This is a genomic window from Frateuria soli, from assembly GCF_021117385.1.
In the GTDB taxonomy this organism is placed as follows: domain Bacteria; phylum Pseudomonadota; class Gammaproteobacteria; order Xanthomonadales; family Rhodanobacteraceae; genus Frateuria_A; species Frateuria_A soli.
Window position 1 is genome coordinate 2,861,246 of the sequence record NZ_CP088252.1, and the last position, 25,828, is coordinate 2,887,073.

Here is a 25,828-nt window from a genome sequence, read left to right on the forward strand (position 1 = left end):
CCGCGGAATGTGTCAGAAGGAGCCGAAGGCGACTGGCGCGCGCGCTTTTTTCCCGCGCTCAGCCAACCGCCAGAACGATCAGCCCTCGATCACCGCCACGATGTCGTCTTCCTTGAGGAAGACCAGCTCTTCGCCGTCGATCTTGATTTCCTGGCCGGCGTACTTGCCGAACAGCACCACGTCGCCTTCCTTCAGGCTCATCGGACGGACGTTGCCGTCTTCCAGGATGCGGCCGGTGCCGGCGGCGATGACCTTGCCGCGGGTCGGCTTCTCGGTGGCGCTGTCGGGGATGACGATGCCGCCGGCGGAGACGCGCTCCTCTTCCAGGCGCTTGACGATGACGCGATCGTGCAGCGGACGCAGTTTGCTCATGGATGGAACTCCACTAGTTCGGGTTGAAAGAGGGTGAGGATCACCGGGACGCTGTTAGCACTCGGTGACGGTGAGTGCCAATTCTAGCGACGCGCCCGGCCTCCGCAAGGGGCTGGAACGCGAATGGCTCAGCAGGTGGGGTGACAGGTGGGCGGTTTCAAGGGGGGCTTGGGGGGAAACGGCGGTCCTTCGACTTCGCCTGCGGGCTACGCTCAGGACGAGCGGTTCTTCCGGCCCATCCCGACGAGCGCCTTGCGGCACGAGGACATCCGTTCGCGCTGAGCGTAGCCCGCAGGGCGAGGTCGAAGCGCCTGTCCCGGGCTCCAGAACCGGCACCCTGCCCCGGGACAGGGTGCCGAAGGGCGGACGAGGATTCGGCCGAAGCGCGACGCCCCGCGATACCGAACCCTTTTCCCAATGCCTCTCGCGAGGGAGGGCTGAAGCCGGCGCACACCCCTTCGCCGGGCTACCATGGGTCGCCATGCCCGATCCCGTCCTGCTCTGCTACTGCACCTGCCCCGACGCCGACAGCGCCCGACACATCGCCGAGGCGCTGGTGGCCGAGCGCCTGGCCGCCTGCGTGAACCAGCTACCCGGTATCGCCTCGACCTACCGCTGGCAGGGCAAGGTCACCACCGATGCCGAACACCTCCTGCTGATCAAGACCACCGCGGATCGTTTCAAGGCTCTGCGCACGCGGCTGCTGGCGCTGCATCCGTACGACCTGCCCGAGCTCATCGGCGTGCCGGTAGTACAAGCGCACGACCCCTACCTGGCGTGGGTCCGCGAGGCCACCGGCGACGCGCCGCAAGACTGCTGACAGCCGTTGTCAGGGGGGCCCAGGCAGACTTGTCTTCCCCCACTCCCACAGCCCAAGATGAAAAAGACCGACTACGCCGTCCTGCTGTCGCTGGGCGCCTTGTGGGGCGGCTCGTTCCTGTTCATGCGCATGGGCGCGGACGCCTTCGGCGCATTGCCGCTGGCCGGCCTGCGTGCCATTGGTGCGGCGCTGTGTTTCCTGCCGCTGCTGGCCTCGCGCAGGCGCCTGGCCGAATGGCGCACGCACTGGTGGCCGATCGCCGTGGTCGGGGTCACCAACTCGGCCATGCCGTTCCTGCTGTTCACCTTCGCCACGCGCAGCCTGCCGGCGGGGCTGGCCTCGATTATCGACGGCATGACGCCGATGTTCGCCGCGCTCATCGGCTGGCTGTGGCTGGGTCAGCGGCTGGACGCCTGGCGCGGCGCCGGACTGGTGGCCGGTTTTGCCGGCATCCTCTGGCTGGCCGAGGGCAGCCTCGCGCTCGGCCCCGGCGCAGGCCTCGCGCTGTTCGCCTGCGTGGCCGCCACTGTTCTGTATGGCTACGCGGTGCATTACACGCACCTGCGGCTGGCGGACGTCAGGCCGCTGGTGGTGACCGTCGGCAGCCATATGGTCGCCGCGCTGGTGCTGTTGCCGACGACGCTCCTGGCCTGGCCGACCCGCACGCCGCCGATGCAGGCGTGGCTGGCGGCCGCCGGCCTCGCCGTGCTGTGCACCGCGCTGGCCTACGTGCTGTTCTTCTGGGTGCTGGCGCGCGTGGGCGCGCAGCGCATCATGGTCATTCCGTACCTGATTCCCGCATTCGGCGTGCTGTGGGGCGGGCTGCTGCTGGGCGAGCCGCTGACGATGCGCATGCTGGGCGGCTGCGCGGTCATCCTGCTGGGCACCGCGCTCACCACCGGACTGGTCCGTCCGCGGCGCACTCCGGCGCTGGCCGTCGAGGAAAGCTGAGCGGCGCCCGCCGGGATGCAGGTTATCGCGGCGGCGCCCCCGGCACGCCTCGCACCCAATGGCAGTGCCGTATCCGATCCCGCCTCCGCGGCGCTGCGGGGGACGCTGTTTCCCGGCGACCGGGTCATCCTGGCGATGGCCCGCGGGTGCGCGGTGATCCTGCCGGGGCGTTCACCACCGGAGTGGAGCGCCCACCCGCCGCGCCGGCATAAGGCCGCAGTCGGCGGCGGGAGGGCGCCAGCCGCGCCATAATCCCTCCCAACCCCACCAGGGTCCCCATGATGCGAACGATGTCGTCCGGCCGGCTGGCCACCCTCGCCCTGCTTCTGCTGGGCCTGCTGTTCACGCTTCCCGCGCCGGCGCAGGAGGACGACGGCCTGTTGCCGGTCACCGAGGCCTACAGGCTCAGCGCCGACGTCTCCACCCCCGGGCTGCTCAAGCTGCACTGGGAGATCGCGCCGGACTACTACCTCTACCGCGGCCGCATGAAGTTCAAGCCGGCCGATGGCGTGACGCTCGGCGAGCCCACCTTCCCGGACGGCGAGAAGCACCACGACGAATACCTGGGCGACGTGGAGATCTACCATCACGCGATCGACGCCAGCGTGCCCTACACCTTGCCGCCCGGTGCGACGCGGCTGCGCCTGGGCGTGCAGTTCCAGGGCTGCCACGAGGTCGACCCGAAGATCTGCTACCCGCCGCACACCGAGCAACTGGACCTGCCGCTGCCGGCTGTCGCCGCGACGGGCAACGGCTCGCTCGGCACCGCGCTGCAGCAGCTCGGCGCCACCCGCGGCGGCCCCGGCAGCGACGCCCCGCTGCCGGCCGAACAGGCCTTCAGGCTCGAAGCCGTGGCGCAGGACCGGCAACACCTGCTGCTGCGCTGGACGATGCCACCCGGCTATTACCTCTACCGCGACCAGACCCGGCTGCGCTTGCGCGACGGCGGGGACCTGGCGCTGGCGCCGCAGTGGCCGGCCGGCACGCGCAAGGATGACCCGCACTTCGGCAGCGTCATCGTCTACTTCGACGAACTGGACCTGCCGGTCACGGTGACGGGCGACCTCGGCGGCCGCACGCGCCTGGCGCTGGAAGCCAGCTTCCAGGGCTGCCAGGACGGTGGCCTGTGCTACCCGATGATGACCCGCGCGCTGGAGGTCGACCTCGGCGGCTCGCCGGCGACCGGCACGCCCACGACCACCGCGCCGGAAGCGCCGCCCGCATCCGCGACCCCGGGGCCGCTGCAGACCCGGCTTTGGCTCGCCCTGCTGTTCGCCCTTGGCGGCGGGCTGGTGCTCAACCTGATGCCCTGCGTGCTGCCGGTGCTGTCGATCAAGGCGGTGGGCCTGCTGGAAAGCGGCGAGAGCCCGGCCCGCGCACGCGCGCACGCGCTCGCCTACACCGCCGGCGTGCTGCTGAGCTTCGTCGCGCTGGGACTGGGCATCCTGGCCTTGCGCTCGGCCGGACACGCGCTGGGCTGGGGCACGCAGCTGCAGCAACCGTTGCTGGTGGGCGTGCTGGCGCTGGTGATGCTGGCGGTGGGCCTGTCGATGTCGGGGCTGGTGCAGTTCGGCGCCTCGCTGGGCAACACGGGTGCGGGCCTGGCGACCCGCGGCGGCATGGCTGGCGATTTCTTCACCGGCGTGCTGGCGGTGGTGGTGGCCAGCCCCTGCACGGCGCCATTCATGGGCACGGCGCTGGCCTATGCCTTCGCCGCGCCCGCCCTGCATGCGCTGGCGGTGTTCGTGGCGCTCGGCCTGGGCCTGGCGCTGCCGTTCCTGCTGGTCGGCTTCGTGCCGGCGCTGGCGCGGCGGCTGCCGCGGCCGGGGCGCTGGATGGAGACGCTCAAGCAGTTGCTGGCCTTCCCGATGTACCTGAGCGCCGCTTGGCTGGCCTGGGTGCTGGCCAACCAGCGCGGCGCCGACGCGGTTGGCCTGCTGCTGGTTGCGGCGGTGTTCCTGGCGCTGGCCCTGTGGTGGTTCGAGCGCAGCCGCGGCCGCCCCGGACTGGTGCGCGCGCCGGTGCTGCTGGCGCTGCTGGCCACCGTGGCGCCGCTGTACGCACTGGCCCAGTTGCCGCCGCCGCTGCGCGCGGCGCAGGCGGAGACCGGCACGGTCCCCTACAGCCCGGAGAAGCTGGCCGAGCTGCGTGCCGCGGGCACCCCGGTGTTCGTCGACATGACTGCCGACTGGTGCGTCACCTGCAAGGCCAACGAGCACACCGTGCTGGACACGGCCGCCTTCCGCGCACTGCTCGAGCGCACCGGCGCGGTCTACATGAAGGGGGACTGGACCGACGTCAACCCCACCATCGCCGCCTTCCTGGAGCAGTACCACTCGCCGGGCGTACCGCTGTACGTGGTGTTTCCGCGCGGTGGCGGCGAGGGGCGCAAGCTGCCGACAGTGCTCACCGGCAGCCTGGTCGAGCAGGCCCTGACCGAAGCGGCCCGCTGACATGATGTCCCGCGCAAGCTGGCTGATCCTTGCCCTGGCGGTGCTCGCCGCCGCGGCCGGCGGCTGGCTGCAGCACGCCTCGCGCGAGCGGCGCGGGACGGACCTGGTCGGCCAGCCGGTGCCGGCGATGCGGCTGCCCGACCTGGACGGGCGCCCGCACGCCCTCGCCGACTACGCCGGCCGCCGCGTGGTGGTCAATCTCTGGGCCAGCTGGTGTGGTCCGTGCCGGAAGGAGATGCCGGCGCTGGCCGCGGCGCAGGCCCGCTTCGGCGGCGATCATCCGGTGGTGGTCGGCATCGCCATGGATACGCCCGAGAACGTGCGCGCCTACCTGAATACTTATCCGGTCAACTACCCGATCCTGCTCGGCCGGCTGGACGACCCGGACAGCGCGCGGCAGCTGGGCAACGGCGCAGGCGTACTGCCCTACAGCCTGCTGCTGGACGCCGACGGCACCGTGCTGGCGAGCCACGCCGGCGTGCTGGATGCGGCCATGCTGGAGCGCTGGCTCGGCAAGAGCTCCCCGTAGGAGCGCACCTGGGCGCGACCGGGAGGCCGCGCGCGCCGTAGTGGCCTGCGGTCGAGCACGGATGCGCCCCTGCAAGAGTTGCTCCGCATACAGCCAGGCTGGGCAAGAGCCCGCTGTAGGAACACACCTGCGCGCGACCGGGAGGATTCCGCGCATCTCGGCAGCCCCCCCCGGTCGCGCACAGGTGCGCTCCCACATGGACTGGTCTGGTCTACATACGCCCACGCACGGTTTGTGCGCCAGTTCTCCGCCGAACATCGCCGAACTGCGCCGAAGTGGACAAACATCGCGAAGCGCGCGCACACTTCGCTCCCTCGCCGGAACGCTCCGGCTGGCTGCCAAGGTGTCGCGTGGCGAAACTGCTGGTCCTGCACGGGCCCAACCTCAACCTGCTGGGCTCGCGCGAGCCGGAGGTCTACGGGCGTGACACGCTCGCGGACATCGACGCGCGACTGGCCGCGCAGGCGCAGGCGGCCGGGCACCAGCTGTCGAGCTTCCAGTCCAACGCCGAGCACGCCCTGGTCGAACGCGTGCAGCAGGCGCGCGACGAGGGCATCGACTGGATCCTGATCAACCCGGCCGCCTTCACCCACACCAGCATCGCCCTGCGCGATGCGCTGGCGGCGGTGGCGATCCCGTTCATCGAGGTGCACCTGTCCAACGTGCATGCGCGCGAGCCCTTCCGCCGCCACTCCTATCTGTCCGACCTGGCGGCAGGCGTGGTCTGCGGCTTCGGCGCGAACAGTTATGAGCTGGCGCTCCAGGCCGCCCTGCAGCGGCTCGCGCCGGCCTGATTCCCACTACTAAAGACCCGACCGGCCGCCCGCGCGGCCCCGAACAAGAAGGCACTCCCATGGATCTGCGCAAGATCAAGAAGCTGATCGACCTGCTCGAGGAATCCAACCTCGCGGAACTGGAAATCAAGGAAGGCGAGGAAGTGGTCCGCCTCTCGCGCGTGCCCACCGGCGGCATGACCGTCGCCGCCGCGCCCGTCGCCGTGCAGGCCGCCCCGATCGCTCCCGTTGCGGCCCCGGCCGCCGCGCCGGCCGCCGCCGACGTCCCGGCGGCGCCCCCCGGCCTGCCCGACGGCCACGTGGTCAAGGCGCCGATGGTCGGCACCTTTTACGCCTCGGCCACGCCGGGCGCGGCTGCCTTCGTCAAGGTCGGCCAGCAGGTCAAGGCCGGCGAGACGCTGGGCATCATCGAGGCGATGAAGATGTTCAACCAGATCGAGGCCGACGTCGCCGGCACCGTGCAGGCGATCCTCGTCGAGAACGGGCAGCCGGTCGAGTTCGACCAGCCGATGTTCGTGATTGCCTGAGGGGCCGGGAATCGGGAATCGTGATTCGGGAATCGTTCAAGCGGCCGCATGAGCGCCTGAAGGTCTGGCAGGATGCGATGTGCCTGGTCGAAGACGTTTACCGGTTCTCTGCCTCGTTTCCCGAAACAGAGCGCTTCGGCCTTACTGCGCAGGTGCGTCGCGCAGCGGTCAGCATCCCCTCGAACATTGCCGAAGGCGCGGCACGACGGTCCAAGCAGGAATATCTACGGTTCCTCTCGATCGCACGCGGCTCGCTGTCGGAACTGGATACGCAATACCAGATTGCTTTAAGGCTCGGGTATGCCGTTGGCTCGGCCTCACTCGATGAATCCATCAACCGGACATTCGCCAAGCTGAATGCCTTGCTAAAGGCATTGGCTCCCGCCAGGAGTGCGTCGTGAACTTGACGCCGGTTTTGCGAATCCCGAATTCCGAATCTCGAATCCCATGCTAGAAAAAGTCGTCATTGCCAACCGCGGTGAGATCGCGCTGCGCGTGCTGCGCGCGTGCCACAGCCTCGGCATCAAGACGGTCGCGGTGCACTCCACCGCCGACCGCAACCTCAAGCACGTGGGCCTGGCGGACGAGGCGATCTGCATCGGTCCGGCGCCGTCGGTCGACAGCTACCTCAACATCCCCCGGATCATCGCGGCGGCCGAGATCACCGACGCGCAGGCGATCCATCCGGGTTACGGCTTCCTTTCCGAGCGTGCCGACTTCGCCGAGCAGGTCGAGCAGTCCGGCTTCATCTTCATCGGGCCGACCGCCGACGTGATCCGCCTGATGGGCGACAAGGTCGAGGCGATCAAGGCGATGAAAGCCGCCGGCGTGCCGTGCGTGCCGGGCTCCGGTGGCCCGCTGGGCGACAACACCGACGAGAACATGCGCATCGCCCGCGAGATCGGCTACCCGGTGATCATCAAGGCCGCCGGCGGCGGCGGCGGCCGCGGCATGCGCGTGGTGCGCACCGAGGCGCACCTGGGCAACGCCATCACCATGACCAAGCAGGAGGCCAAGGCGGCCTTCGGCAACGACATGGTGTACATGGAGAAATTCCTGGAGAACCCGCGCCACGTGGAAATCCAGGTGCTGGCCGATGGCCAGGGCAACGCGATCCACCTGGGCGAGCGCGACTGCTCGATGCAGCGCCGCCACCAGAAGGTGGTCGAGGAAGCGCCGGCGCCCGGCATCACGCCGGAACTGCGCGCGCAGATCGGCAAGGTCTGCGTGGAAGCCTGCCTGCGCATCGGCTACCGCGGCGCCGGCACGTTCGAGTTCCTGTTCGAGAACGGCCGCTTCTACTTCATCGAGATGAACACCCGCATCCAGGTCGAGCACCCGGTGACCGAGTTCATCACCGGCGTGGACCTGGTGCGCGAGCAGCTGCTGATCGCCGGCGGCGAGAAGCTCTCGATCCGGCAGGAGGACGTGCAGATCCGCGGCCACGCCATCGAATGCCGCATCAACGCCGAGGACCCGGACACCTTCATGCCCAGCCCCGGCACGGTCAAGCGCTTCGAGGCGCCGGGCGGCCCCGGCGTGCGCGTGGACACGCACCTGTACGACGGCTACCGCATCCCGCCCAACTACGACTCGATGATTGGCAAGCTGATCGTCTACGGTCCCGACCGCGACACCGCCATCTGCCGCATGCGCCTGGCACTGGCCGAGACGGTGATCGAGGGCGTCAAGTGCAATATCCCGCTGCAGCAGCGCATCATGGCCGACGCCGGCTTCCAGCACGGCGGCCAGAACATCCATTACCTGGAAAAGCGCATGGCCGAGCAGAAGGAACCGAAGCCCGGCGGCGAGTAAGCGGTCCGCAGGACACCTCTTGCAGGAGCGCACCTGTGCGCGACCGTGATGGATGGCGGTCGCGCACAGGCGCGCTCCTGCAGTGATCAACAAGCAACGCGCACGCAAACGCACCCATGCCTTTTCTGGAACTCGCCCTCACCCTCCGCGCCGAGCAGCAGCCGCGCGTGGAGGAGGCCCTCGACGACCTGGGCGCCCTCTCGATCACCCTGCGCGACGCCGACGCCGAAACGCCGGACGAGCAGGCGATCTTCGAGCCCGGCGTGGGCGAGCTGCCGCTGTGGCCGACGGTCACGCTCGATGCGCTGTTCGAGGCCGGCACTGACCGCCGTGGCCTGGTGGAGGCACTGGGCGAGCTGCTGCCCTGGCTGGAGCCTGACCAGCTCGCCTTCCGCGACGTCGCCGACGAGGACTGGGAGCGCGCCTGGATGGACCAGTTCAAGCCGATGCCGTTCGGGCGAAGGCTGTGGATCTACCCCTGGAACATCGAACCGCCCGCCGACGGCGACATCGTGGTCGTGCGGCTGGACCCGGGCCTGGCCTTCGGCAGCGGCACCCATCCGACGACTGCGCTGTGCCTGGAATGGCTGGACGGACTCGAGCTGTCCGGCAAGCGGGTGACCGACTACGGTTGCGGCTCGGGCATCCTGGCCATCGCCGCGCTCAAGCTCGGCGCCGCGGCCGCGATCGGCGTGGACAACGATCCGCAGGCGCTGATCGCCTCCGGCGACAACGCCGAACGCAACGGGGTCGCCGACCGGCTCTGCGTTTTCCTGCCCGGCGATGAACCGGACGCGCCCGCCGACGTGTTCGTCGCCAACATCCTGGCTGGTCCGCTGGGTGAACTGGCCCCCACTTTCGCCGGCGCCTGCAAGAGCGGCGCACCCTTCGCCATCTCCGGCATCCTGGCGGGCCAGCAGAACGAGCTGCTGGCCCGCTACGCCGAATGGTTCGACGATCTGCGGGTAGACGCCCGCGAAGACTGGATCCGCATCAGCGGCCACCGCCGCTGACCGCGACCCCGGCGGGAGCGCACCCGCGCGCACTCGCGCGACCGCGATGCACGGCGGTCGCACACAGGTGCGCGGCCATGACGCCCCTTGCCGGAGTATCTTCCCGCGCGCGCGGGGAAGGCCGGGACGTGCCACCGGCAACGTGCATCCGCGCACACGCGCCGACCCGACAAACGCCGGCTTTCCCTTTACTCTTGCCGGCATGTACACCCAGTGCCCCGACTGCCGCACCGTCTTCTCGCTCGACGCGAGCGTGCTGGCGCATGCGCGGGGGGCAGTGATCTGCAGCAACTGCGAAACCCTGTTCGACGCACTGGACACGCTCGCCGACCAGCTGCCGCCGGAGCCGTTCCGGTTGCTTCCGGGCAACACGCGCTCGGAGGAAGCCCCCAGGCTCGAAGTGGCGATCTACCGTCCTCGCGAAGACGTGCCGGTTGCCGTGGCCGAAGCGCCGTCGACGCCCGCCTTCACCCCCGGCTTCGTCCGGGATCGGCGGACCGCGCGCCAGCGGCCGCGACGCTGGCCATGGGTCGTTACCTGCATCTGCCTGGCGCTGCTGCTGGCCGCCCAGGTGGCCTGGGCCAAGCGCGACGTGCTGGTCGCCGATCCGGCCATCGGCGCGTGGCTGCGCCAGGCCTGCACCACGCTCGGCTGCCGGCTGCCGCTGGTGCGCGACGTGCATCGTTTGCACCTGGTCGCGCGCGACGTGCAGGCCCATCCGAGCGTGCCGGGTGCGCTGATGATCAGCGCCACCGTCCGCAACGACGCGCCGTTCGCCCAGCCCTATCCGGTGGTCTCGCTGACCCTGTCCGATGCCGATGGCCACCACGTGGCGATGCGTCGCCTGCACCCTTCCGAATACCTGGACGATGCCGCGGTGTTGCGCGCCGGGCTGGCGCCTGGCGCCAGTGCAGCGCTGTTGATCGAGGTCGCCGACCCTGGCAACCGCGCGGTGGCCTTCGAATTCGGTTTCGAGTGAAACGGCGGTTTCAATCGAAACGAAAAGCCCCGGGCGCCAGCACTTAAATTTATCGCCCGGCGCCGGTACACTCGCCCCCTCACGCATGCGTTCTTCGCGTGCCAAGCGCGCCATGCCGGCGAGATCCACCATAACCCATGCAGCGGCCCACGCAGCCGCCGCGTCGCTCGTGAGGTACTGCCTGTGAACGCCGTCCGATTGCCTGTCAACGAGGCCGTCCGGGAGCCCCCGTCGTCGCAGAGCGCGCTGGGCGAGTGCGTCAGCCGTATCGTGCGCCGTTACCTGGCCGACATCGGCGACACCGAATGCGACGAGGGCCTGCATGCGCTGGTGATCCGCGAGGTCGAGGGTCCGTTGCTGCGCGAAGTGCTGGCGTTCCACGACGGCAACCAGAGCCGCGCCGCGGCCGTGCTTGGCATCAACCGCGCCACGCTGCGCAAGAAGCTGGCCGCGCACGGCCTGCTGTAACTTCCACGCCCGGATCGCGCGCGTGCCTTCCGTTTTGGCCGTCTGGCCGTCCAAACAGCATTCCATCCGCCTCGGGTTATAATTGCCGGCTTCCCCCTTCCTGGAAGCCGCCATGCCCGCCGCCACCCCCATCCGCCGCGCCCTGCTCAGCGTCTCCGACAAGACCGGGCTGATCGACCTCGGCCGGCGCTTGGCCGCGAAGGGCGTGCAGCTGCTCTCCACCGGCGGATCCGCCAGGGCGCTGCGCGATGCCGGCATCGCCGTGACCGACGTCAGCGAGCTCACCGGCTTCCCCGAGATCATGGACGGCCGCGTCAAGACGCTGCACCCGAAAGTGCACGGCGGCCTGCTCGGACGGCGCGGCACGGACGACAAGGTGATGGCCGACCTCGGCATCGCGCCGATCGACCTGCTGGTGCTGAACCTCTACCCTTTCGAGCAGACCGTCGCCAAGCCCGACTGCACGCTTGAACAGGCGATCGAGAACATCGACATCGGTGGCCCGGCGATGCTGCGCTCGGCTGCGAAGAACTGGGCGGACGTGGCCGTGCTGACCGCGCCGGAACAGTACGGGGATGCGCTCGCCGAGATCGAGCGCGACGGCGGGCTTTCACGTGCCACGCGTTTCAAGCTCGCGGTGGCCGCGTTCAACCGCGTGTCCGACTACGACGGCGCCATCAGCGACTACCTCTCGTCACTCAAGCTCAACGACGCGCACGATGCCATCGCCGGCCACGAGACCTTCGGCGGGCAGGCCAACGGCCGCTTCGTCAAGCTGATGGACCTGCGCTACGGCGAGAACCCGCACCAGAGCGCCGCGTTCTATCGCGACCTCTATCCGGCGCCGGGCACGCTGGCGACCTTCCGCCAGCTGCAGGGCAAGGAACTGTCCTTCAACAACATCGCCGACGCCGACGCCGCGTGGGAGTGCGTGCGCAGCTTCGTCAAGCCGGCCTGCGTGATCGTCAAGCACGCCAATCCCTGCGGCGTGGCGGTGAGCCTGGACGGGACGGCCAAGGCCTACGACCTGGCCTTCCAGACCGATCCCACCTCGGCCTTCGGCGGCATCATCGCGTTCAACCGCGAGGTCGACGGCGCCACCGCGCGCGCCATCGTCGCGCGGCAGTTCGTCGAAGTGGTGCTGGCGCCCGGCTACGCCGACGACGCGCTGAAGGCCTTCGCGAAGAAGGGCAACGTGCGGGTACTGGAAATTCCGCCGCCGGCCAATGCCGATCTGGAGCGGGGCGACCTGCGCGCCCCGCATCCGGGCATGAACGTCAAGCGCGTGGGCTCAGGCCTGCTGATCCAGACCGCCGACACCGGCATGATCGGTGCCGCCGACCTCAAGGTGGTGACCAAGCGCGCGCCCACGCCCGAGCAGATCGACGACCTGATCTTCGCCTGGAAGGTGGCCAAGTTCGTCAAGTCCAACGCCATCGTCTACGCCAGGCATCGCCAGACAATAGGCATCGGCGCCGGCCAGATGAGTCGCGTGTACAGCGCGAAGATCGCCGGCATCAAGGCGGCCGACGAGAAGCTCGAGGTGCGCGGCTCGGTGATGGCATCCGATGCCTTCTTCCCGTTCCGGGACGGCATCGATGCCGCGGCCGAGGCGGGCATCGCCGCGGTGATCCAGCCGGGCGGCTCGATGCGCGACGCCGAGGTGATCGCGGCGGCCGACGAGCACGACATGGCGATGGTGTTCACCGGCATGCGCCACTTCCGCCACTGAGCCGATGCCCCCCTTTCCCGCCGGGGGAGGGGGCGAGCGGTTGACCGGGCGCGCTTGCGGACACACCGCACCCACCCGTCGCCGCACGCCACCTTCTCCGAAGGACAAGGGGCCTGCAGTCACTGCACGAAGCGCTGCACCAGGCGCCGCCACTCCTGCTCCGGCGGATCGTTGCAGAACGGAACGCCCGCGCGCCCGTACCAGTAGCGGGCGTTGTCCAGATCGCCTTCGAGCCGATGCACGTGCGCGTGGATCGCGGCGGCACCGGCGTCCTCCAGCAACTGCACCAGGTGGTGCGCGCGCTCCGGCTCGCCGTGGCCCAGCCACCACAGCGCCTGCAGGTGGTCGGACAGGCCGGCGGGCGGTGTACCGCCGGCGAGCGACGCTTCGAAACGGGCCTGATCCATACGGCTGCCGATTGTGCGCCCTCACGGCGCCTTGTGGTGTGCATTGCGAGGCTTCCGCCGAACGCGGAGTGCCCCAGCCATGACCTACGAGCTCTACTACTGGACCGGCATCCAGGGACGCGGCGAATTCGTCCGCCTCGCGCTGGAAGACGCCGGCGCGGACTACGTCGACGTCGCCCGCAACCGTGGCGACGCTGTGATGGATCCTTTCCTCACCGGCGACAGCACCGAAGACGCGCTGCCCTTCGCCCCGCCCTTCCTGCGCGCCGGCCACCTGCTGATCGCGCAGACCGCCGCCATCCTGGCCTACCTGGGCCAGCACCTGGGGCTGGTGCCCGAGGGCGAGGCGCGGCGTATCTACGCCAACCAGCTGCAGCTGACCATCGCCGACCTGGTCGCCGAGATCCACGACAGCCATCACCCCATCGCCGCCAGCCTCTATTACGAGGACCAGCGGGCGGAGGCCGGGCGCCGCGCCGCCGACCTGCGCAAGCACCGGCTGCCGAAGTACCTGGGTTACTTCGAACAGGTGCTGGCGCGCGCGGATGGCCGCCACGCGCTGGGCGAACACTCCTACGTCGATCTGTCGCTGTTCCAGCTGATGGCCGGCCTGGACTACGCCTTCCCCAACGCCATGCGCCGGCTGAGCAAGCACACCCGGCGGCTGCGCGCGCTGGCCGGGGAAATCGAGCAGCGCCCCCGCATCGCCGCCTACCTCGCCTCGCCGCGACGCCTGGCGTTCAACGAGCAGGGCATCTTCCGCCACTACCCCGAACTGGACGATCCGGCCTGACGCCTTCTGCAGGAGCGCACCCGTGCGCGACCGCGCGGCAACGGTGCGCATGGCGGTAACGCACAGGTGCGCTCCTGCAAGTTTTCGGCGACGGTCAGAACAGCGCGATGACGATCGCGCCGGCGACGATCAGCGCGCCGCCCACCAGCAGCGGCAGGCTCGGCTTCTCGCCCAGGAACACCAGCCCCAGCACGATGACCATCGCCACGCTGAGCTTGTCGATCGGCGCCACCTTGCTCACCGGCCCGAGCTGCAGCGCGCGGTAGTAGCACAGCCAGGAGAGGCCGGTGGCGATGCCGGAGAGCACCAGGAACACCCAGCTGTGCCATGGCAGCCCCGCCGGACGCGCCCACTCGCCGCGCAGGCTCAGAATGCCGGCGGTGACCGCAAGGATCACCAGCGTGCGGATGAAAGTGGCCAGGTTGGAGTTGATCCCGGCCACGCCGAGCTTGCCGAACAGGGCGGTGAGCGCGGCAAAGAACGCCGAGCCCAGCGCGAACAGCAGCCAGCTCTGGCGCAGGTCCATGGCCGGCTCAGTCGCCCGCGGTGGACGCGGACGCGGGCGTCGCAGGCCTGGACTTGCCCCACTCGAGGATCTTGTACATCACCGGACGCGTGGGTTTCTGACCGTGCTCGTCGACCAGCCGGCCGCTCGGGTCGACCATGTAGGTCTGCGTGATGCCGTTGGGCGGCGTGACCACCACCATGTAGAGCTGGCCATTGCGGCGGTACTCCTGCACGGTGTTCTCGCCCTGCCGGTGCACGCTGACCTCGGGCATCGGCTCGCCGGAGCGGATCGGCGCAGGCTTGCGCGGCTGCAGCGACGTTCCGCTCTGCGCCGGCGTCGCGGGCACGCTCTGTGCGGGCGCCGCCGGCGGGGTTGCCTTGACGCCCGGATCGTTCATGCCCGGCGGCGGCGGCACGTTCACCGGCGGCGGGGTGGACTGGGCAAAAGCAGGCGCGGCGAGAAACGCGGGCAGGAGGACGAGCGCGGCGGAAAGCTTCATGGCGAGGGCCCTGGGGGATTTGCCGGCGAGCATAGCAGCGGCCCCGGCGCGGGCCGGTGAACCGCGACCTCATGGCACGCGTGCGAGAATGAGCGGATGGCACAGCTCATCCTGATCGACGGCTCCTCCTACCTCTACCGCGCCTTCCATGCCCTGCCGCCGCTGACTAACGCGCGCGGCGAGCCCACCGGCGCGCTGTTCGGGGTGGTCAACATGCTGCGGGCCACGCTGAAGGCGCAGCCGGAGTTCCTGGCGTTCGTCTGCGACGCGCCCGGGCGCACCTTTCGTGACGAGATCTACGCCGAGTACAAGGCCAACCGCGCGGCGATGCCCGACGACCTGCGCGCGCAGGTCGAGCCGATGATGGCGATCGTGGGCGCACTCGGCTTCCCGATCCTTTGCGTCCCCGGCGTGGAGGCCGACGACGTGATCGGCACGCTGGCCCAGGCGGCCGCGGCGCAGGGTATCGACGTGACGATCTCGACCGGGGACAAGGACCTTGCGCAGCTGGTCGGCCCGCACGTGAAGCTGGTCAACACCATGACCAACACCACGCTGGACATCGCCGGCGTGACCGAGAAGTTCGGCGTGCCGCCCGAGCGCATCGTCGACTTCCTTTCCCTCACCGGCGACAGCATCGACAACGTGCCGGGGGTGACCAAGTGCGGCCCGAAGACCGCGGCCAAATGGCTGGCCGAATACGGCTCGCTGGACGGGGTGATCGCCAGCGCCGACAGGATCGGCGGCAAGATCGGCGAGTACCTGCGCGAAGCGCTGCCCAGGTTGCCGCTCTCGCGCGAACTGGTGACCATCCGCACCGACCTGGAGCTCGAGCACGGACCGACCGACCTGACCCTGCGCGAGCGCGAGACCGCCACCCTGCGCGAGCTGTTCACCCGCTACGAGTTCAAGGCCGCGCTCAGGGAACTCGATGCCGAGACGCTCGGCGAGCCGGGCCCCGCGCCCGTCGCCGCGGTCGCCCCGGCACCGGCCAGCCCGGCGCCGTCGGCCGCGAAACCGGGCGATTACGAGCTGGTCACCTCGCCCGGGCGCTTCGAGCACTGGCTCGGGAAGCTGCGGGAAGCGCCGCTGATCGCCTTCGACACCGAGACCAGCGACATCGACGCCATGCGCGCCGAGCTGATCGGCCTGTCCTTCGCGGTCGAGGCCGGCGAGGCCTGCTACATCCCGCTCGCGCACGACTACCCCGGCGCGCCCTGGCAGCTGGACCGCGACCAGGTGCTGCATGCGGTCAAGCCGCTGTTCGAGGACCCGGCCAGGCCCAAGCTCGGCCAGCACGCGAAGTACGACATCAACGTGCTGTCGCACTACGGCATCGGCGTGCAGGGTCTCAAGCACGACTCCATGCTGGCCTCGTACGTGTGGAACGCCACCGCCACGCGCCACGACATGGACTCGCTGGCCAGCCGCTACCTCAACTACCAGACCATCAGGTACGAGGACGTCGCCGGCAAGGGCGCCAGGCAGATCCCGTTCTCGCAGGTGGATCTGGACACCGCCTGCCGCTACGCCGCCGAGGACGCCGACATCACCCTGCGCCTGCACGAGGCGCTGCAGCCGATGCTGGCGAGCGTGCCGGCGCTCAAGCGCGTCTACGAGGAGATCGAGGTGCCGCTGGCCCCGATCCTCGCCGGGATGGAGCGCAAGGGCGTGCTGATCGACGTGGACGAACTGCGCAGGCAGAGCCAGGAACTGGGCAAGCGCATGCACGAGCTGCAGCAGCAGGCCTATGCGGAGGCCGGTTGCGCGTTCAGCCTGGACTCGCCCAAACAGCTGCAGGCGATCCTGTTCGACCAGCTCGGCCTGGCGGCCAAGGTGAAGACGCCCAAGGGCCAGCCCTCGACCAACGAGGAAGCGCTCGAGGCGATCGCCGACGACCACGCGCTGCCGCGGCTGATCCTCGATTACCGTGGCCTGGCCAAGCTGCGCTCGACCTATACCGACAAGCTCGCGCAGATGGTCAACCCGCGTACCGGCCGCGTACACACCTGCTACCACCAGGCCGCGGTGGCGACCGGGCGCATTTCCTCCTCCGATCCGAACCTGCAGAACATCCCGGTGCGCACCGACGAGGGGCGGCGCATCCGCGCGGCGTTCGTGGCGCCACCCGGCTGGGTGGTGATGGCGGCCGACTACTCGCAGATCGAGCTGCGCATCATGGCGCACCTGTCCGGCGACGACGCGCTGCTGCGCGCGTTCAAGAGCGGCGGCGACGTGCACCGTGCCACCGCGGCGGAGGTGTTCGGCGTGGCGCCGGAGGACATCACCCTCAACCAGCGCCGCGCCGCCAAGGCGATCAATTTCGGCCTGATGTACGGCATGAGCGCGTTTGGCCTGGCGCGTCAGCTCGGCATCGACCGCGGCGAAGCCAGCGACTACATGGCGCGGTATTTCTCCCGCTTCGCCGGGGTGCGCGCCTTCATGGACGCCACCCGCGAGCAGGCGCACCGCGATGGTTTCGTGGAAACCATCTTTGGTCGGCGTCTCTACCTGGAGAACCTCAAGGCGCGCAACCAGGCGCTGCGCTCCGGTGCCGAGCGCGCCGCGGTGAACGCGCCGATGCAGGGCAGCGCGGCGGACATCATCAAGCGCGCGATGATCGCGATGGGTGCCTACCTGTGCGACCGCACCGACGCGCACATGCTGATGCAGGTGCACGACGAACTGGTGTTCGAGGTGCAGGAAGATGCCGTGGATGGCATGCGCCAGGCGGTCATCGAACGCATGTCCGGCGCCGCCGAGCTCGCCGTGCCGCTGGTGGTGGACGTGGGGGTCGGGGCGAACTGGGAGCAGGCGCACTAGCGCGCGCCGCCTTGAACCCTCTCCCCTCCGGGGGAGGGTTGGGTGAGGGCCCGGGGCTCGCGGAAAAGTTTCGTTAGACGGTTCTTTCAGACCCACAACCGCAGGATTCCGGGCGAGGCCCGCCCCCCTGACCCCCGCCCTCTCCCCCGGGAAGAGGGAGCAAGTTCTCGCGAATGAACGGATCCTGACCTGTTCCGAAGATCCCGGACAGCGTCCTTGAAACTTTCCCGCTCCGGACGCATCCAAGGTTCCGGATGCACGCAACGGCATCCACGACCCGCCCACCTCCCTGAGCGGGTCACCGGATGCGAACCTCTCCCCTGGGCTTCGCATCCACCCCCGGCCCCGAAGGTTCCCCCTAGCCTTCGGGGCTTTTTTTCGCCCATTCACGGCCGAGCCCGCTAAGATCGGGGCGCACCCCAACCGAGGAGGCGGCTCATGCGTGCAGGACTCATCATCGTAGGCATCATCCTGTTGGTCGCCGGCATCTGGGTGACCCTGGGCAACGGCAGCTACAAGCAGACCGATACGGTGGCCCAGCTCGGGCCCGCCAAGATCGAAGCGACGCACGAGAAGGCCGTGCCGCAATGGCTGGGCATCGCCGGCATCGTGGTCGGCGGCCTGCTGACCATCGGCGGTTTCGTCAAGAAGAGCTGAAGACCGGCGCGCCGCGTACGCGCGGCGCGCTTGACTGGCCCCGGTACAATGGGTCGATGGATGTTTCGTACCTGATCGACTCGCTGAACGACGCGCAGCGCGAGGCCGTCTGCGCACCGCCCGGGCACTACCTGGTACTGGCCGGGGCCGGTTCCGGCAAGACCCGCGTGCTGACCCACCGCATCGGCTGGCTGACCCAGGTCGAGCGGGTGCCACCCTGGGCGATCCTGGCGGTCACCTTCACCAACAAGGCCGCGGGCGAAATGCGCGCGCGGCTGGACTCGCTGATCCCCGGCGGCACCACCGGCCTCACCGTCGGCACCTTCCACGGCATCGCCCACCGCCTGCTGCGCCGGCACTGGCGCGAGGCCGGCCTGCCGGAAGGCTTCCAGATCCTCGACGCCGACGACCAGCAGCGCCTGGTCAAGCGCGTGGTGGCCGGGCTCGGCCTGGACGAGGCGCGTTTCCCGCCGCGCCAGGCGACCTGGCAGATCAACGGCTGGAAGGACGAGGGCAAGCGCCCGGACGCCATCGAGCACGGCAACCACCCCGTCACCCGCACGCTGGTGCAGATCTACCAGGCCTACGAGGAGGCGTGCCGCCGCGCCGGCCTGGTCGACTTCGCCGAACTGCTGCTGCGCGCGCACGAGCTGTGGCTGAAGAATCCGGCCGTGCTCGAGCATTACCAGCAGCGCTGGCGGCACCTGCTGATCGACGAATTCCAGGACACCAACGCGCTGCAGTACGCGTGGATCCGCGTGCTCGCCGGCAACGTCGGCAAGGTGTTCGCCGTGGGCGACGACGACCAGTCGATCTACGGCTGGCGCGGCGCCAAGGTGGAGAACATGCAGCAGTTCCTGCGCGACTTCCCCGGTGCCCGCACGATCAAGCTGGAACAGAACTACCGCTCCACCGCGACCATCCTGAAAGCCGCCAACGCAGTGATCGCGCGCAACGGCGGCCGCCTGGGCAAGCAGCTGTGGACCGCGGGCGAGGCGGGCGAGCGCGTCGCGCTGTATGCGGCCTACAACGAGCAGGACGAGGCGCGCTTCGTGATCGAGCGCATCCGCGAGTACATCGCCGAGCACGGCAGCGCGAAGGACTGCGCGATCCTCTACCGCTCCAATGCACAGTCGCGCAACTTCGAAGAGCAGCTGATCCAGCGCGACATCCCCTACCGCGTCTACGGCGGCCTGCGCTTCTTCGAGCGCGCCGAGATCAAGGATGCGCTGGCCTACCTGCGCCTGACCGCCAACCGCCACGACGCCGCCGCCTTCGAGCGCGCGGTGAATACGCCGCCGCGCGGCATCGGCGACCGCACGCTGGACGTGCTGCGCCGGCGCGCGCGGACCGAAGGCAGCTCGATGTGGGAGGCGGCGCTGGGCGAGCTGACCGACGGGCGCGAGCTGGCTGGGCGCGCCAAGAACGCGGTGAAGGGCTTCCTGGCGTTGATCGACCAGATGGCCCGCGATTTTGCTCCCTCTCCCCTCCGGGGAGAGGGCTGGGGTGAGGGTACGGGTGCACCAGATGTTCCCGCTCCGACCGAACCCTCACCCCCAACCCCTCTCCCGGCGGGAGAGGGGAGCCAAAGCCTCACCCTCGCCGAACAGGTCGACCATGCCATCACCCATACCGGCCTGCGCGACCACTACGAGAAGGACAGCCGCGGCAACGGTGAGGCACGCGTCGAAAACCTCGACGAGCTGGTCAGCGTCGCCAGCCGCTTCGCCATGACGCCGGAGGACATCGAAGCGGGGTTGACGGAACTCTCCGCCTTCCTTTCCCACGCCGCGCTCGAGGCCGGCGAGGGCCAGGGCGAATCCTGGGACGATTGCGTGCAACTGATGACGCTGCATTCGGCCAAGGGCCTGGAGTTTCCGCTGGTGTTCCTGGTCGGCATGGAGGAAGGCCTGTTTCCGAGCCAGCGCTCGACCGAGGACGAGGGCCGGCTGGAAGAAGAACGTCGCCTGGCCTACGTCGGCATCACCCGCGCGCGCGAGCGGCTGGTGGTCACCCACGCCGAATCGCGGCGCATGCATGGCACCGAGATGCTCGCCCGCCCTTCGCGCTTCCTGGCCGAGATGCCGCCCGAACTGGTGGACGAGGTACGACCGCGCGTGCAGGTCAGCCGCCCCATGTACGCCGGCCGCTACACCGATACCTCTTCGTTGCAGGAAGACCTGCCGGTCAAGCTCGGCCAGCGCGTTAGCCATCCGAGCTTCGGCGAGGGCGTGGTGGTCAGCGCCGAAGGCAGCGGCGCGCACACGCGGCTGCAGGTGAACTTCGCCGACAGCGGCAGCAAGTGGCTGGTCGCCGCCTACGCCAATCTCACGCCGCTGTAGGGCGCGCGCCTCGCCATGCCATGCGGCGATTCGCTGCCCTGGCCGCCTTCCCCGAACGCTGCAGCCCCGAGGGCCGCGCGCCGCCTCACGTCAGCGAACGAAATCAGATCCCTGCACCAGACGACGTGGCCGGAGCAGGCTGCTGTCCGGGTGCGGCTTCGGCATCCGGCGGTGGCTTGCCGGCTCCGGTCCGCCCGTAGACGGTTCAGTGCGGCATGCGCTCCGACCCTCCGGCATGGCGCAGCGGACAGCCGGCCGAGGGAGTGCCCTGCCCGCGTGCGAACCGCCATGGCAGCAACATGGGCACGTCGTGCTGGTAGACGCGATAGGTGTCGCCATACCGGGCGACCAGGTCGCGCTCCTCGAGGAACCTCACCGCGATCAGGATGTAACCGGTGGTCATCAGCGCGAACAACAGGTGGCCCGCGCTCATGTCCGGCGTCGACCAGAACGCGATCAGGAAACCCAGCATCAAGGGGTGGCGCACGATGCGGTAGTAGGCACGGGTGACGAAGGGGGCGTCAGCTTCGGGCCCGCGTCCGCGCGCATAGCTCCAGACCTGGCGCAGGCCGAACAGGTCGAAGTGATCGATGACGAAGGTGCCCGTCAGCACCAGCAGCCAGCCGATCGCAGCCAGGGCGTAGAGCGCCCAGCGGGCCGGTTCGTAGTCCACCTGCCAGATCGGCAGCGGCAGCGTGCGCCACTGCCAGAACAGCAGGGCCAGCACGAGGCTGCTGGCGAGCACGTACGTGCTGCGCTCGACCGGTGCCGGGACGTAGCGCGTCCACCAGCGCTTGAACGCCGGGCGCGCCATGCCGCTGTGCTGCAGGGCGAACAGGCCAAGCAGCAGCAGGTCGATCGCCAGCGCCACCGCCAGCGGGCCGGTCGGTCCCTCGTCGAGGGTGCGAGGCACGCCGATGCCGGCGACGAAGCCGATGGCGTAGAGGAAGCTGAGCAGGAACACGGTGTAGGCGACGATGCCGTACAGCAGAGCGGACAGGCGGGACATGGGGGTGTACCTCACTGGCTGGAGCGGGATGCGGGGCGATTCACAGCGCCGACAGGAACGCCACGAGGTCGCGCTTCTGCTGCGCGCTCATGTGGACGTGGAAGCGGCTGTCGTAGAAGTCGACGACGTCGGCGAGGGTGGCGGCCGAGCCGTTGTGGAAGTACGGCGCGCGGGAAGCCAGGCCGCGCAGGATCGGTCCCTTGAACTTGCCGATATCGGTCCATTTGCCGGTGATCATCGCCAGCCCCGGGTCGGTGGTCTGCACACGCTTGCCGGTGGCGAGGCTGGTGAGCGTGTACAGCGGCAGGTCCGGCGTGCGACGGCCGGCATCGGCGATGCCGATGTTCACCGGTAGCGGGACGGAGTGGTTGCCGATGTTGGGCGCGTTGTGGCAACTGCTGCAGCTGCCGCGGATGACCGTCTTGCCGGTGACGTCGTTCAGTCCCGCGACGCCGGTGATGTCGATGCGCATCGAGTTGAACAGCTTCTCGCCGCGGGCGATCGTCGCGCGGGCGCGTCCGCGACGGTCGCTGCCGGACTGCCCGGGATCGTCCCAGCTGTCGAACAGGTGCATGGCCCTTTCGTCGAACGCATCGCCGGTCGGGTCGTTGCCGAGCGTGTCGTTGATGCCGACCCAGAAGCGCTGCAGGGCGAGGATGGCGGGGCCGCCCAGGGCATCGGCCTCGTTGAGGCGGCCGGCATCCCTGTCGTCCACCTGCGCGGTGACCAGGTGCAGCTCGAACTCGACGATGCTGTCGATGATCGCGTCGGCCGGCGCGCGCGAGGCCTGCTCGTGGCCGAGGATGGCGTTGCGCGCCTGCCGGGCCAGGCTGCTGCGCAGGTTCTGCACGTCGATGCCCGCGTCCATCGGCGGATTGAACGGGGTGAATGTCTCGCGACCCTCCCACATCACGGCGGTAAGCCAGATCAGGTTGGTCGAGGGCAGCGGGCGGCGGAACAGCGAAAGCTCGCGCGCACTGGCATAGCCGTAGGGATCGTCCACCGCGCTGAGGCGGAACTGGGCGTTGGCCGGAATCGGCATCCCGACGCGGATCAGCCCGCGGTCGAGCAGCAGGGCGTAGGCGCTGCGGCGGGCTTCCAGGGACGAGACATCGGCCAGCGGCGAGACCGCGCCGTCGACCCGTGCGAAGACCGGATCCATGCCGCTGGTGCGCTCGAAACGCTGGCGCAGTTCCTGCGGCGTGACCGACCAGCCCTGTGCCTGGCGGTGGCAGGAATCACAGCTGCGGCCATTGCTGCCCAGGCCCTGGAAGAACGCATTGTTGCGGTCGATGCGGCCGCCGGGCGTGGTGGTCTGCACCCAGCCGGAGGCATCGGGCGTGGACAGCGGGTTTGCCGGGGAGGGTTCGGCCTGCCGGGCCTGGCTGGCGCCGACGCCGAGCAGCAACACGGCAAGGGTGGCCAGTCGCCGGGTGGCGACGGGTCGGAGAGTCTGGTGGTCGGACATGTAGTGGTCCCCGTATCGGTCGTGCCGGGATGGGAAGCGGCGTGGCACGACGAGGAACACCGGGGCACGGCGAAGTGCGACATGGAGTGGCGGTTCGGGTGGTTGCCGGGCAGGTCGGGCCCCGGCTGCCTGAGGGTTCCAGGCCGGGCTATCTGGCGTTTTTCGTACCGGCACCGGCGCGCCACTGCGCGAGTCGGGCTCCGACCGGCCAGCCGCGGATACGGCCAAGGGCGGCGTCGAAGGCTGGGGTATCGACCGCAGCGGCGTGCCCCGGACCTGGGGTCCTGGCCGCTAGCGTGAGCTGGGCCTCCAGCCGCCAGGGGTGGCTGGACGGCGCCTGCGCGCGGTCCAGCGCGGCGATCAGTTGGCGCGCGGTGCGTGCGGCGGCGTCATCGTGGCCCAAGGCGCTGGCCAGACGCGTGGCCTCGACCAGGTAGAGCGGCCAGGACAACGGATCATCGGTGTGCACGCGAGCGTTCCACGCGGCGGTCCTGGCGTAGGCCGCGCCTGCGCCCGCGCGGTCCCCCGCGGCAGCCAGTGCGCGTCCGCGCACGATGACCGCCAGTGCGAGCGTCACCTCGCGGCTACGGTCGCAGGTGGCGGCGTCGGCCTGGGCCTGCGCCGCGGCGGCAGCGGCGACCCGCGGCTGGTGCAGCAGCAACTGCGCGCGCGCCTGCTGCAGTTCGCTCCAGGCGACCGGGCAGCGCGGCGCCTTGCGCGCGTGCTGCGCGTCGAGCAGCGCCCGTGTCCGGGCCAGCGCGTCGGCGGCGTTCTCGCGCGCGAGCAGCACGTCGATGCGCTGCACGCGCGGCTCCAGCGGCTTCCGGCGCAGGCTGTCGCCTAGCGAGTCGACCAGTGCCTGGGCCTTGACCGCGTCCGCCTCGGCGACATCGAGCTCGCCGCGATAGAGCGCGATCTTCGACTGCAGTTCGAACGTGTTGGCCAGGCTCATCGGGGTGGCGCCGCGCAGCTTGCGCGCCAGCGCCTCGTCGGCCAGCGCGCGTGCCTCGGCGATGCGGTCGGCGTCGAGCAGCACGCTGGCCAGATCATGGGTGGCAAAGCGCAGTTGGTCGCAACGCAGGCCCGCGGCGCAGTCGGCGCGGTAGGTGGCGATCATCTGTCGCCCGTAGGCCACCGCGGGGGCCATGTGCCCGCGACCGTCCTCGACCGCCATCGCGATCTTCAGCAGTTCGCTCCGCGGGACATCGGGCGGCAGCCGCCGTGGCGGGATGGCCAACAGCGGGGCCAGCCGCTGCGCGGCCTCGTCGTAGTTGCCGCGACGGACCAGCGTGCGCACCAGTCCCATGCCTGTCTGTACGCGCACGGACGAGGCCTCGGGGAGCTCCACGGCGCTCGCAGCGGCGGCGCGCAGCAGCTTCTCCGAATGTTCCGGATCACCCATGTCGCGCAGGACGTTGCCGAGCGTGTAGAGCAGCTCGGCATGCAGGTCCGGCTGGTCGCGCAAATCCCGGGGCAGGCTTTCGGCGGCGTGGTAGACCAGGGTCGGCACGTCGGGGCGCTGGCTGGCGGGGACGTCCGGCGCGGTGCTGCCGAGCAGGTCCACGACGAAATCGCGGATCGCCTCCGCCCGCTGCGCCTCGTGGCGCGCCGCGCGCGCCTGCCACAGTGCGGCCGGGAGCGACACCAGGATGGCCAGCAGGAACGCCGCGGTGATCGCCACGCCGACGCGGTGCCGCGCCGCGAACTTGCCCGCGCGGTACCGGCGCGAGGGCGGGTGCGCCTGCACCGGTTCGCTGTCCAGGTGGCGCGCGATGTCCTCGGCCAGCGCGCCGGCGGAGGCGTAACGCCGCTCCGGCTCGGGGCAGGCGGCCTTCAGCACGATGTTGTCCAGATCGCCGCGCAGTCTGCGCCGGATCGGCGCGACCGCCGCAGGCGAGCGCGTGAGGCCATAGGCCTCGGCGAGGGTCGGGGTGTCGGTGCGCGAGGGTGGCGTGCTGGTGGCGCCGGCCGCGCGACGGCGGCCACTGACCAGCTCGTCCAGCAGGACGCCCAATGCATAGACGTCGGTGGCGGTCGTGACCGGTTGCTGGGCGAACTGCTCCGGCGCGGCGTAGGCCGGGGTGAGCGCGAGGTGCCGGGTACGCGTGGCCTCGTCGATGTCCTCGTCGAGCAACTTGGCGATGCCGAAGTCCAGCAGTTTGACGTCGCCCTCGGCGGTGACCAGCACGTTGGAGGGCTTGAGGTCGCGGTGCACGATCAGCGCGCGGTGGGCGGTCTCGACCGCGCGGCAGACCATGAGGAACAGGACCAGCCGCTGGCGCAGGGCCAGCCGCCGCTCGCGCGCGTAGTGCGTGATCGGCTGGCCGTCGACCAGTTCCAGCGCGATGTAGGCCTGGCCGGCCTCGGTGATGCCACCCTCGATCAGGCGCGCGATGCCCGGGTGGCGCAGTCGCGCCAGCGCCTCGCGCTCGCGGCGGAACTGGCGCTGCGCATCGGCGGTGTAGAGGCCGCGCGCGAGCAGCTTGATCGCCACTTCCTGGCGCACGCCCTCGCTCGAGCGGAAGGCGCGGAACACGGTCGAGGAACCACCCTCGCCCAGTACCTGGACCAGTTCGAACGAGCCGATGGTACTGCCCGCGGGGAGCGCGTCGGCGACGCTCGCATCGCCGATCGCCTGCGCGGCGCGGGCGGCATCGCCGGTGGAGAGCAGCTCGCCTTCGGCGGCATCGGCGGCGAGCATGCGTTCGAGCTGCGCGCGCAGCCCCGGGTCGGGGCAGCGCTCGGCCAGCAGACGCGCACGCGCGGCCGCCGGCAGCGGAAGGACCGTTTCGAACAGCTCGCGCAACGACGGTAGGGATGCCATGACGCCTCTCCTCGCCCTGCCTCTTCCATGAACCCCGGTTGGGGA

General features: G+C 70.0%; 23 protein-coding genes. 16 read left to right on the top strand and 7 right to left on the bottom strand.

Annotated elements, in window-relative coordinates; translation table 11 throughout:
- Positions 1-78: 78 nt before the first annotated feature.
- Entirely contained in the window at positions 79-372 is a 294-nt protein-coding gene (groES, locus tag LQ771_RS13185; protein ID WP_049623107.1) for a co-chaperone GroES, read from the bottom strand.
- Between the two features lie 481 nt (positions 373-853).
- Here groES and cutA point away from each other — a divergent pair, with 481 nt between their 5' ends.
- The 12 genes from cutA to purH all read left to right on the top strand — a co-directional run bounded on the left by cutA (position 854) and on the right by purH (position 12,453).
- The gene (gene cutA / locus LQ771_RS13190) at positions 854-1,192 is read left to right on the top strand and encodes a divalent-cation tolerance protein CutA (protein ID WP_231349859.1); all 339 of its coding nucleotides are present in this window, start codon (positions 854-856) and stop codon (positions 1,190-1,192) included.
- A gap of 57 nt (positions 1,193-1,249) precedes the next feature.
- A complete protein-coding gene (locus LQ771_RS13195) occupies positions 1,250-2,143 on the top strand; it encodes a DMT family transporter (RefSeq protein ID WP_231349860.1) in 894 nt (297 codons plus the stop codon).
- Between the two features lie 281 nt (positions 2,144-2,424).
- Positions 2,425-4,596 carry a protein-disulfide reductase DsbD family protein gene (locus LQ771_RS13200; protein WP_231351914.1) on the top strand — a complete coding sequence of 724 codons (2,172 nt, stop codon included), beginning with the start codon at positions 2,425-2,427 and terminating at the stop codon, positions 4,594-4,596.
- A 1-nt stretch (position 4,597) separates the two neighbouring features.
- Entirely contained in the window at positions 4,598-5,125 is a 528-nt protein-coding gene (locus tag LQ771_RS13205) for a TlpA family protein disulfide reductase (RefSeq protein ID WP_231349861.1), read from the top strand.
- A gap of 350 nt (positions 5,126-5,475) precedes the next feature.
- A complete protein-coding gene (gene aroQ, locus LQ771_RS13210; protein WP_231349862.1) occupies positions 5,476-5,919 on the top strand; it encodes a type II 3-dehydroquinate dehydratase in 444 nt (147 codons plus the stop codon).
- A 59-nt stretch (positions 5,920-5,978) separates the two neighbouring features.
- Entirely contained in the window at positions 5,979-6,446 is a 468-nt protein-coding gene (accB, locus tag LQ771_RS13215) for an acetyl-CoA carboxylase biotin carboxyl carrier protein (protein WP_231349863.1), read from the top strand.
- 20 nt (positions 6,447-6,466) lie between these two features.
- Positions 6,467-6,847 carry a four helix bundle protein gene (locus LQ771_RS13220; RefSeq protein ID WP_231349864.1) on the top strand — a complete coding sequence of 127 codons (381 nt, stop codon included), beginning with the start codon at positions 6,467-6,469 and terminating at the stop codon, positions 6,845-6,847.
- 46 nt (positions 6,848-6,893) lie between these two features.
- Complete coding sequence (accC, locus tag LQ771_RS13225) at positions 6,894-8,261, top strand: acetyl-CoA carboxylase biotin carboxylase subunit (protein WP_231349865.1); 1,368 nt, start codon at positions 6,894-6,896, stop codon at positions 8,259-8,261.
- 116 nt (positions 8,262-8,377) lie between these two features.
- The gene (prmA, locus tag LQ771_RS13230) at positions 8,378-9,274 is read left to right on the top strand and encodes a 50S ribosomal protein L11 methyltransferase (RefSeq protein ID WP_231349866.1); all 897 of its coding nucleotides are present in this window, start codon (positions 8,378-8,380) and stop codon (positions 9,272-9,274) included.
- Between the two features lie 202 nt (positions 9,275-9,476).
- Entirely contained in the window at positions 9,477-10,253 is a 777-nt protein-coding gene (locus LQ771_RS13235) for a zinc-ribbon and DUF3426 domain-containing protein (RefSeq protein ID WP_231349867.1), read from the top strand.
- 177 nt (positions 10,254-10,430) lie between these two features.
- On the top strand, positions 10,431-10,721 hold the full coding sequence (locus tag LQ771_RS13240) for a helix-turn-helix domain-containing protein (RefSeq protein WP_231351915.1): 291 nt from the start codon (positions 10,431-10,433) through the stop codon (positions 10,719-10,721).
- A 112-nt stretch (positions 10,722-10,833) separates the two neighbouring features.
- Complete coding sequence (purH, locus tag LQ771_RS13245) at positions 10,834-12,453, top strand: bifunctional phosphoribosylaminoimidazolecarboxamide formyltransferase/IMP cyclohydrolase (RefSeq protein WP_231349868.1); 1,620 nt, start codon at positions 10,834-10,836, stop codon at positions 12,451-12,453.
- Between the two features lie 119 nt (positions 12,454-12,572).
- Here the strand turns inward: purH and LQ771_RS13250 are convergent, their stop codons facing one another.
- Complete coding sequence (locus LQ771_RS13250) at positions 12,573-12,860, bottom strand: hypothetical protein (protein ID WP_231349869.1); 288 nt, start codon at positions 12,858-12,860, stop codon at positions 12,573-12,575.
- A gap of 79 nt (positions 12,861-12,939) precedes the next feature.
- On the opposite strand from LQ771_RS13250, the gene LQ771_RS13255 reads away from it, so the two are divergent.
- The gene (locus LQ771_RS13255; protein ID WP_231349870.1) at positions 12,940-13,653 is read left to right on the top strand and encodes a glutathione S-transferase; all 714 of its coding nucleotides are present in this window, start codon (positions 12,940-12,942) and stop codon (positions 13,651-13,653) included.
- Between the two features lie 94 nt (positions 13,654-13,747).
- Here LQ771_RS13255 and LQ771_RS13260 read toward each other — a convergent pair whose 3' ends face one another.
- Positions 13,748-14,179, bottom strand: coding sequence for an EamA family transporter (locus LQ771_RS13260; RefSeq protein ID WP_231349871.1), 432 nt, complete (start codon positions 14,177-14,179; stop codon positions 13,748-13,750).
- Positions 14,180-14,186: 7 nt separating this feature from the next.
- On the bottom strand, positions 14,187-14,660 hold the full coding sequence (locus tag LQ771_RS13265; RefSeq protein WP_231349872.1) for a DUF2782 domain-containing protein: 474 nt from the start codon (positions 14,658-14,660) through the stop codon (positions 14,187-14,189).
- Between the two features lie 96 nt (positions 14,661-14,756).
- On the opposite strand from LQ771_RS13265, the gene polA reads away from it, so the two are divergent.
- The 3 genes from polA (at position 14,757) to LQ771_RS13280 (ending at position 20,482) form a co-directional block, all read left to right on the top strand.
- The gene (polA, locus tag LQ771_RS13270) at positions 14,757-17,483 is read left to right on the top strand and encodes a DNA polymerase I (protein ID WP_231349873.1); all 2,727 of its coding nucleotides are present in this window, start codon (positions 14,757-14,759) and stop codon (positions 17,481-17,483) included.
- Positions 17,484-17,921: 438 nt separating this feature from the next.
- On the top strand, positions 17,922-18,140 hold the full coding sequence (locus LQ771_RS13275; RefSeq protein WP_231349874.1) for a hypothetical protein: 219 nt from the start codon (positions 17,922-17,924) through the stop codon (positions 18,138-18,140).
- A gap of 56 nt (positions 18,141-18,196) precedes the next feature.
- Positions 18,197-20,482: a DNA helicase II gene (locus LQ771_RS13280; protein WP_231349875.1), complete on the top strand. Its 2,286-nt coding sequence runs from the start codon at positions 18,197-18,199 to the stop codon at positions 20,480-20,482.
- A gap of 205 nt (positions 20,483-20,687) precedes the next feature.
- On the opposite strand, the gene mddA is transcribed toward LQ771_RS13280, so the two are convergent.
- From mddA to LQ771_RS13295, 3 genes are all read right to left on the bottom strand, one after another.
- On the bottom strand, positions 20,688-21,491 hold the full coding sequence (gene mddA, locus LQ771_RS13285; protein ID WP_231349876.1) for a methanethiol S-methyltransferase: 804 nt from the start codon (positions 21,489-21,491) through the stop codon (positions 20,688-20,690).
- Positions 21,492-21,531: 40 nt separating this feature from the next.
- On the bottom strand, positions 21,532-22,959 hold the full coding sequence (locus LQ771_RS13290; protein WP_231349877.1) for a hypothetical protein: 1,428 nt from the start codon (positions 22,957-22,959) through the stop codon (positions 21,532-21,534).
- Positions 22,960-23,107: 148 nt separating this feature from the next.
- A complete protein-coding gene (locus LQ771_RS13295) occupies positions 23,108-25,783 on the bottom strand; it encodes a serine/threonine-protein kinase (RefSeq protein ID WP_231349878.1) in 2,676 nt (891 codons plus the stop codon).
- Positions 25,784-25,828 lie beyond the last annotated feature (45 nt).